Source organism: uncultured Chryseobacterium sp., assembly GCF_913776365.1.
In the GTDB taxonomy this organism is placed as follows: domain Bacteria; phylum Bacteroidota; class Bacteroidia; order Flavobacteriales; family Weeksellaceae; genus Chryseobacterium.
On sequence record NZ_CAJYMO010000002.1, the window covers coordinates 1 to 7,039 of the forward strand.

The 7,039-nt window shown below is 41.8% G+C and carries 6 protein-coding genes and 1 pseudogene; 4 read left to right on the plus strand and 3 right to left on the minus strand.

Annotated features, from left to right (window positions below):
* Positions 1 to 57: 57 nt before the first annotated feature.
* Positions 58 to 378 (plus strand): hypothetical protein, encoded by a 321-nt coding sequence (locus tag QZ735_RS00025; RefSeq protein ID WP_294243038.1) that lies wholly within the window; start codon positions 58 to 60, stop codon positions 376 to 378.
* 182 nt (positions 379 to 560) lie between these two features.
* On the opposite strand, the gene QZ735_RS00030 is transcribed toward QZ735_RS00025, so the two are convergent.
* Positions 561 to 1,895 carry an alpha-amylase family glycosyl hydrolase gene (locus QZ735_RS00030; RefSeq protein WP_294243040.1) on the minus strand — a complete coding sequence of 445 codons (1,335 nt, stop codon included), beginning with the start codon at positions 1,893 to 1,895 and terminating at the stop codon, positions 561 to 563.
* Between the two features lie 283 nt (positions 1,896 to 2,178).
* Here QZ735_RS00030 and QZ735_RS00035 point away from each other — a divergent pair, with 283 nt between their 5' ends.
* Entirely contained in the window at positions 2,179 to 2,964 is a 786-nt protein-coding gene (locus tag QZ735_RS00035; RefSeq protein WP_294243042.1) for a glycosyltransferase family 32 protein, read from the plus strand.
* Positions 2,965 to 3,069: 105 nt separating this feature from the next.
* On the opposite strand, the gene QZ735_RS00040 is transcribed toward QZ735_RS00035, so the two are convergent.
* Both QZ735_RS00040 and QZ735_RS00045 read right to left on the minus strand, forming a co-directional pair.
* Complete coding sequence (locus tag QZ735_RS00040) at positions 3,070 to 3,450, minus strand: response regulator (RefSeq protein ID WP_294243044.1); 381 nt, start codon at positions 3,448 to 3,450, stop codon at positions 3,070 to 3,072.
* Positions 3,451 to 3,933: 483 nt separating this feature from the next.
* Positions 3,934 to 5,505, minus strand: a complete 1,572-nt coding sequence (locus QZ735_RS00045; protein ID WP_294243046.1) for a helix-turn-helix domain-containing protein — start codon at positions 5,503 to 5,505, stop codon at positions 3,934 to 3,936.
* 611 nt (positions 5,506 to 6,116) lie between these two features.
* Between QZ735_RS00045 and QZ735_RS00050 the strand changes: the two genes are divergently transcribed.
* Both QZ735_RS00050 and QZ735_RS00055 read left to right on the plus strand, forming a co-directional pair.
* On the plus strand, positions 6,117 to 6,800 hold the full coding sequence (locus QZ735_RS00050) for a hypothetical protein (protein ID WP_294243047.1): 684 nt from the start codon (positions 6,117 to 6,119) through the stop codon (positions 6,798 to 6,800).
* 19 nt (positions 6,801 to 6,819) lie between these two features.
* Positions 6,820 to 7,039, plus strand: a pseudogene (locus QZ735_RS00055) (hypothetical protein); the annotation flags it as partial.

Below are 7,039 nucleotides of genomic sequence, written 5' to 3' on the forward strand. Positions count from 1 at the left end.
CTGTGGTCATGAACGCTTCCGGACTGTTCCTCAACACACCAAATACGAAATTTTCTCATGGATGCTTTATTTTCATTGTCAACCTTTATTTCATTGGTTGCACCCGTTTTTATTTTTGCCATTTGCCTGTACTACCTGATCCGGACTTCAAAGACCGATGCCCTGCTGCTATCGGTAGGATCAGGCATTGCTTTGGTGATGATGGCCTTTTTCAGTCTCATGCCGTATTATATGCAGTCGGCTGCACTGGATTCTGCTACCGTGTCCCTTTATTATTCCATAGGAGGATTCATTAATCTGATCGGGAATATCGTATTCATCGTCGGACTCTTCATGCTGGTGAACCGGATGGTTGCCGCTCACAAGCCCGTATTATAAGAAGAAGCGGTCTTAGCAAAACCAGAAGGGATTTTTTACAGATACCGATGAATATGCCATAACCGGGTACGGGGCGACTTCGCTTTATAACATAAAAAAACAGGCTGTCATCGTCCATACAGATAAAGGGCTTGTATACTGGTATACAAGCCCTTTTGTAATTGATGATCCGGAACACTGTTTCATCCGTTCTTCTCTTCATGGTGAAGGATTACATATTCCCACGGAATCATATCCAGGATCATGGTATCCGGGACTTTCTGTTCCTTTCCGGTAAAGAGGTTGGTATATGTTCCGGTGTCAAAGGAAGTGTCGAACTGCACCCTTCCAGGGTCATCGCTGAGATTTATAAACGCAAGTACCTTATCACCGTCCTTTTCCCGTACTACAGAAATCACCTGATCCATCCGGTCATTGACGATCCTAACCATTTCACCTCCGTATTTCCCGTTCCAGAGTGCCCGGTTCTGATGTTTCAGGGAAAACAGAGTAGTATAAAGGGCTTCGTTTTCGTGAGGTTTCCAGTCGATAGGGTCTTTTTCGAAAAATTCCAGGGAACGGTCGAGGCCTGCTTCCTGTCCGCTGTATACCAAAGGCATTCCGTCCATGATCACGGTAAAGACGGTAGCGGCTTTCAGGGCGTCACCAAAATTGCTGTACTGGTCTCCTTCCCATGAGTTTTTATCGTGGTTATCGAGAAAATTCAGCCGGATCCCTTCTTTTGGAAAGATCGAAACGTGTTCGGCAATATAGGCTTCCGTAAGGATTTTTACACTTCTTTCGTTCAGGGCGATCTGATGGAGAATGTTCCAGAGGGTCCAGTTGTAGGTAACATCAAATGCCTTTCTGTGAAGTTCACGGTCTTCAGCTTCTGCCAGCATGAAAACCGGTTTGATGGCATCGAGTTCTTCCCGGGCATTTTCCCAGAAATCAATCGGGATGAAACTCGCTATATCGCAGCGGAAGCCGTCGATATCATATTCCCGGATCCAGAACTTCAGGGCATCCGTCATGTATTTTCTTAGTTCGGGATCTTTGTAATCGAACTCGATAATGTCATCATAATCCCTCCAGCGGGTAGACTGGAAGGTATTCTTGCGGGACTTTCTGTACCAATCCGGATGTGCGGTCACCAGGCTGTTGTCCCAGCTGGTGTGGTTGGCTACCCAGTCAATGATCACGTACATTCCTGCTTTATGGATGGCACTGACCAGGCTCCTGAAGTCTTCTACGGTACCGAATTCCGGATTAACGGCAAGGTAATCCTTTACCGAATAATAGCTTCCCAGGGTTCCTTTCCGGTGGATTTCACCGATTGGCTGTACCGGCATCAGCCAGATAATGTCTACTCCCATCTTTTTAAGTCTGGCCAGCTGAGGTTCAACGGCTTTAAAGGATCCTTCCGCGGAAAACTGCCTGATGTTAAGTTCATACACCGTAGCATTCTTTGCCCAGTCCGGAAGCGTGATTTCCACGTATTGTTCAGGCTGATACCTTGGGTCCGTATATTGTTCCATAATTGCTTGTGATTAAAATAAAAAGACTGTATTGCTACCCTGCATGAAAGAAATAAATGTACCAGACTGCTGAAATAACTGCTTTTACCCGGTGAATAGGCATAATGTTCATATTATCAGTATCTTATTTGTCTGAAACCGATGTTTCCGGAAACGTTTGCCGCCAGGAAATAATTTTGTGGTATAAAATATGGTCGTAAAAAGTCAGGAAGGTTTAATTTTTGTAACTCACAGAGAAGCGGCAGAAGAGCTGCCGGCATCACAATCACTTAAAATATTCTATATGATTCCTAAAAAAATACATTACTGCTGGTTTGGCGGCCATGCAAAGCACGAACTGGCAGAACATTGCATCGCTTCATGGAAAAAAATACATCCCGATTACGAACTGGTGGAATGGAATGAGGACAATGCGCCTCTTGGAGACAACAATTATGTGAAAGAAGCATTTGAACAGAAGAAATGGGCATTCGTCTCAGATTATGTACGCTCGAAGGTGATGTACGATCACGGAGGCATCTATATGGATACCGATATGGAGCTGAAGATGCCGCTGGACGAATTTCTGGAAGAAAAGGCAGTCTGCGGCTTTGAAGTAAAAGGGGTTCCGTATTCCGCTTTCTGGATGGCTGAACCGAAGCATAAGCTGGCAGAAGACTTTGTAGATTATTACAACCGCCAGGAAGGTTTTGTGGAAAGGATCAATACCGATATTTTTTCTGAAATGCTTGAAAAGGAATACGGGGCCGACCGTAACAGTGATACCATCCAGAAATTAAAGCATGGCGTCACCCTTTATCCCTCCGTGTATTTTTCACAGGACCTGCCGAAGAATTACGTAAGCCATCATTTCAACGGCTCCTGGTTTGGCGGTGATGAAGAGAATACCCATAAGAAAATGGTCAATACGTATGGCCTGCTGGAGCGCCTGGTTAATCAGCCGGATGCTGCAAAATCCATTGAAAGCATCATCAACAAACATAAAATTATCGATGTTGATCAGGTGCTGGATCTTTTTCCGAAGGAAAGCATACAGGCTTACCTGGAAAAGACGAAGGCAGAAGCATAAGTGCCTGACATAAATCCAAACCATATAAAAACTCCGGATTCATATATCCGGAGTTTTGTATTGTTGTGATGATTGTGTAAACATGTGTTCGTTTGATGCAGACTTTTATTTTTCTGCATCGGTAGTATCTGAATTGATAAGGTTTTCAATTTTTACCAGCACGTCATCAATATCAAAAGGTTTGGCGATAAATGCATCGGCCTTACAGGATTGGGTTACATTTTCAGCTTTTGCATGGGCACTGATGATGATTACCGGAATACCGGCAGTTTCAGGGGCGTTTTTAAGCTCGTTGCACACATCGGTTCCCATACCGTCCGGCATCATGACGTCAAGGATAAAAACATCAGGAACAACCGAATGGTCTCTGTTGTTGAATGCCGCAATCGTGGAGAACGATCTTACATCATAATCTTCAAATGACAGGAGCAACTGCAAAGCATCTCTGATGCCTGTCTCATCTTCAAGAATAAAAATAGTTTTCATATCTGTTGCCGGGCAAAAACGGAGCCAATCTCTGCCACGGGATGAATATTTTATTGCAGGGTAAGAGAACAGAATTGGAACTGACTGAGATACGGATATATTATTGTCAGATTCTGGATGCATTATTTACAGCCGGATATTAGGCAGTAAACAGGTTATTATAAAATAATTACCGTAAGGTTATTGGAGAAGAATTTATAAACGGCTGTTTTACTGTTTAACATAAATCATATATAAAATGCATACTGTCGGTACAGATCCGGTGACTTCTTTTATCCGGGAGGGAGACAACATAAAGCCGTAGAGTGGTTCCTGCCCTTCATCTGCCAGCTTGTTTATGCATTGATACAATAAACGTTGTATAAAAAATTTTATAGGAAAAAAGTAATGGGCATAAGGGAATAGTAAGATAGTCGTTTTTTCCAGGTGAAAGTGACTGGTTGGTTGTGGTGTCTTGACTGTTGATTTAAAAGAGGCAATTGCTTAATTTAAATCTGTTTTTTCAGAATTTGCCTTAATGATATCGATGTACTCGGAGGGAGATATGCCTTTTATGCTTTTAAAGATTTTAGTAAAGGTACTGTGGGATGTAAAGCCGCAAAGGGTTGCCAGATAGGCTATTTTGTAATTTCTGTATTTCGGATCCTCATAGAGAAGCCGGATAATATATTCTACCCTTAGGCTATTGATGTAGGCACTGAAGTTCATTTCTTTATGCTGGTTGATGATTTCCGATAGGCTCCGGGTTCCCGTACCGAGATGCATGGCAACTTTGGCAAGTGTAACCGTAGGATCAAGATAAAACCCGGTGGCCTCGTATGCTGATAGAGACGCGATGATTTTTTTCTGGAACGGGCTCTCGCCGGACACTTCAGGTTCTGATTCTTGACTACCCGGTTCCGGCTGTTCTTCCTCAGCGTATCCTTTACTTGTTTCCACCTGGACCTCCCTTTTATTCAGGGTTTTATTTTTTTCAGCCTGTTCTTCACGGCTTCCGGCATTTCTTTTTCTTATCCGGGTAAAAAAATAAAAGATCAGTACCGATACCAACAGGAGCGATGGTGCAACTAAAAAAAGTAGGATTGTTTTTGCAGAGTCTGTACTCTCGTTGGAAGCTAATAAGGAATCTGTCTTTGTCTCGATGGACGAATTATCCATATTTTCGAGTTTTTTCAAAATGGCCATCTGCATATGATAATACCGGAGAGATTCACCGGTATCCTTTTTTCTGATGTAAATTGATTTTATACTGTCAAAGGCAGCATTCAGATATTCGATGTTGTTTTCAGCCTGAAGTTCGGGAATGCATTTTTTATAGTAAAACAAGGCGCTGTCTGTATTTTTCTTTAATGAATAAATTTCAGCGATATTGAGATAGACCGTGCCTACATGGTTTTTTTTATGGTATCTTTTAATTGCCAACAGGCTGTAGGAAAGAGCGGAATCAAGTTTTTTTTCATTTAAATAGACATTACCAAGATTTGCTGATATCTCATGGCCAAGAAATGGATTTGCACCAGGGTCAATCCGTGATAAACTGATATAGTATTGGTTTGCCAGTTTATAATAATGTTCTGCTTCACTATTATTGTTTGTGACTGAAAAAACCAATGCCTTATAATAAAAAAAATAGGTTTTGGCTTCAAGCTCATCACTTTTATCAGACAATCCCAGACTGCAGCGGTCACTTTTTTCCAGCATCGCTTTTGATTTCCATACATAGTCAAGATAAGTATAGAGGTAGGCTAATTTGCCATAGAAGTTGGCGCGTTCCACAGGATCGGGATTCTTTTCAAGCCTTTTCTCCAAAGCACTCAGATTGGATACTGCCTTTTCATCCTCTTTAAGCTTATAATAAGAACGGGCAGTATAGAAAAGGACATAGAGCCTTCCCGTTTCAGAATCAGCTTTGTTAAAATAGGTACTGCTGTTTTTGACAAACTTTTCAGGTGATCCGTTAGAAATTTTATTATAATAAAAATAATCTGCATAGGTATAATGTATAGTTAATATACCTACTACACATAATAGATTCTTAAAAAAATATTTCATCATCAATTTTTCTTGTAAATATACTTTACAATTTTTCAGGGTTAGAAGTTAAACAATTTCCTGCTTGTTATTTTCTGCAGGGAGCAAAAATAAGTTAATTATATCATTGATTTAAAGGGTTTTGTAAAATAATATTCAAAACGCTGTACATGCTGCTGACAAAATCTGTGTGGTATTTCTTGAGTGATCCGGGTATGGCAAAGTTAATATTTTGACAAGAAAGAAAATTGTTCAAGTCAAATATTTTTGTCAGCCTCAGGATTGTTATACTTTCGTTTAATTCAATTGCTCACCTGTTGCCTTAACAGATAAAGAAAGTATATCTGAAAAAAGACTCTGCTTTCTTTTTGGTATACAGATTAAAATATTCATACCCTGCACCATTTATCGCGGTTAGGACTGGTTTCTCTCTTTATTAAGGATTTTACAGTGCCCGCTATGTATTAAGATGTGTAATGGATATGATCTGATCTGATCTGATCTACGGGCGGTGTCCTGTCAGAATGCCGGTAAAATTGCGTGATGCCAATTGACATGTAAAAGCATGATGATCTTTTTGCAGGCAAATGCCGGAAGGTTTGTAAGATTAAGAAATTTATTAAAAATATAACACAATGAAACAAACGATCATTTTTTTGGGCTTATTATCCTCAGCGTCGGCTTTTTCCCAGGTGGGAATTAATAATCAACTGCCGAAAGCTACCCTTGATATCACCGCAAAAGCTACAGACGGCAGTACGGCAGAAGGAATTCTGGCGCCCAGGATAACCGGCGACGCCCTGCATGCTGCTGATACAGGCGGAAAATATGGTGCCGCACAGGATGGTGCACTGATCTATGTGACGGCGGTACCTTCAGCATCCAACCAAACCGGGCAGACATCCCAGATGTCGTCTACCGGATATTATTATTTCGATGCTGCTGCCAACAAATGGCAAAAAGTAGGTGCAGGGAGCACTGCTGCCAGTGTGTACAACAAGCCTAATATTGTTTCCGGTACTTACACGCTTCTGCCTACAGACGGATATGTAACGATAGACCAGAATGCGGTAGGGCCTACCGTAACTCTTAACTTATCGGATTCCCAGCCTTATACCACGGGACAGGTATTTTATATCTCCAATCTGAGCTTCAATAACGTACAGCTGAATTTTACATTTAACGGAAGCCCTTCCAATAACTTTATCAGCGTTACGAATCTCCCTTATCTTCCTGCCGGCTTTCAGGGGATCCTCATTTACCGGGGCGGCCTGAGCTCTACAGCCGGATCATGGGGTTTGATAACCAGTAACCTATAACCGGTAAAAACCAATAAAGATGGGTAACAATTGTACAACAATGATAGTGCTGATGGTCAGTACAGCTTTATATTCACTGCATGCACAGATCCGGGTGGTAAACAGCCCTACAATAACTTCGGCTCCCGGGAGCTCTGCATTTATTGATGGCTCCTCGAATCCTACGGTCAACAATTCGGGCAACCTGGGGAAGGGGCTGTTGTTTCCACGGACGGACCTGAGTACATTCAACAGTTTCG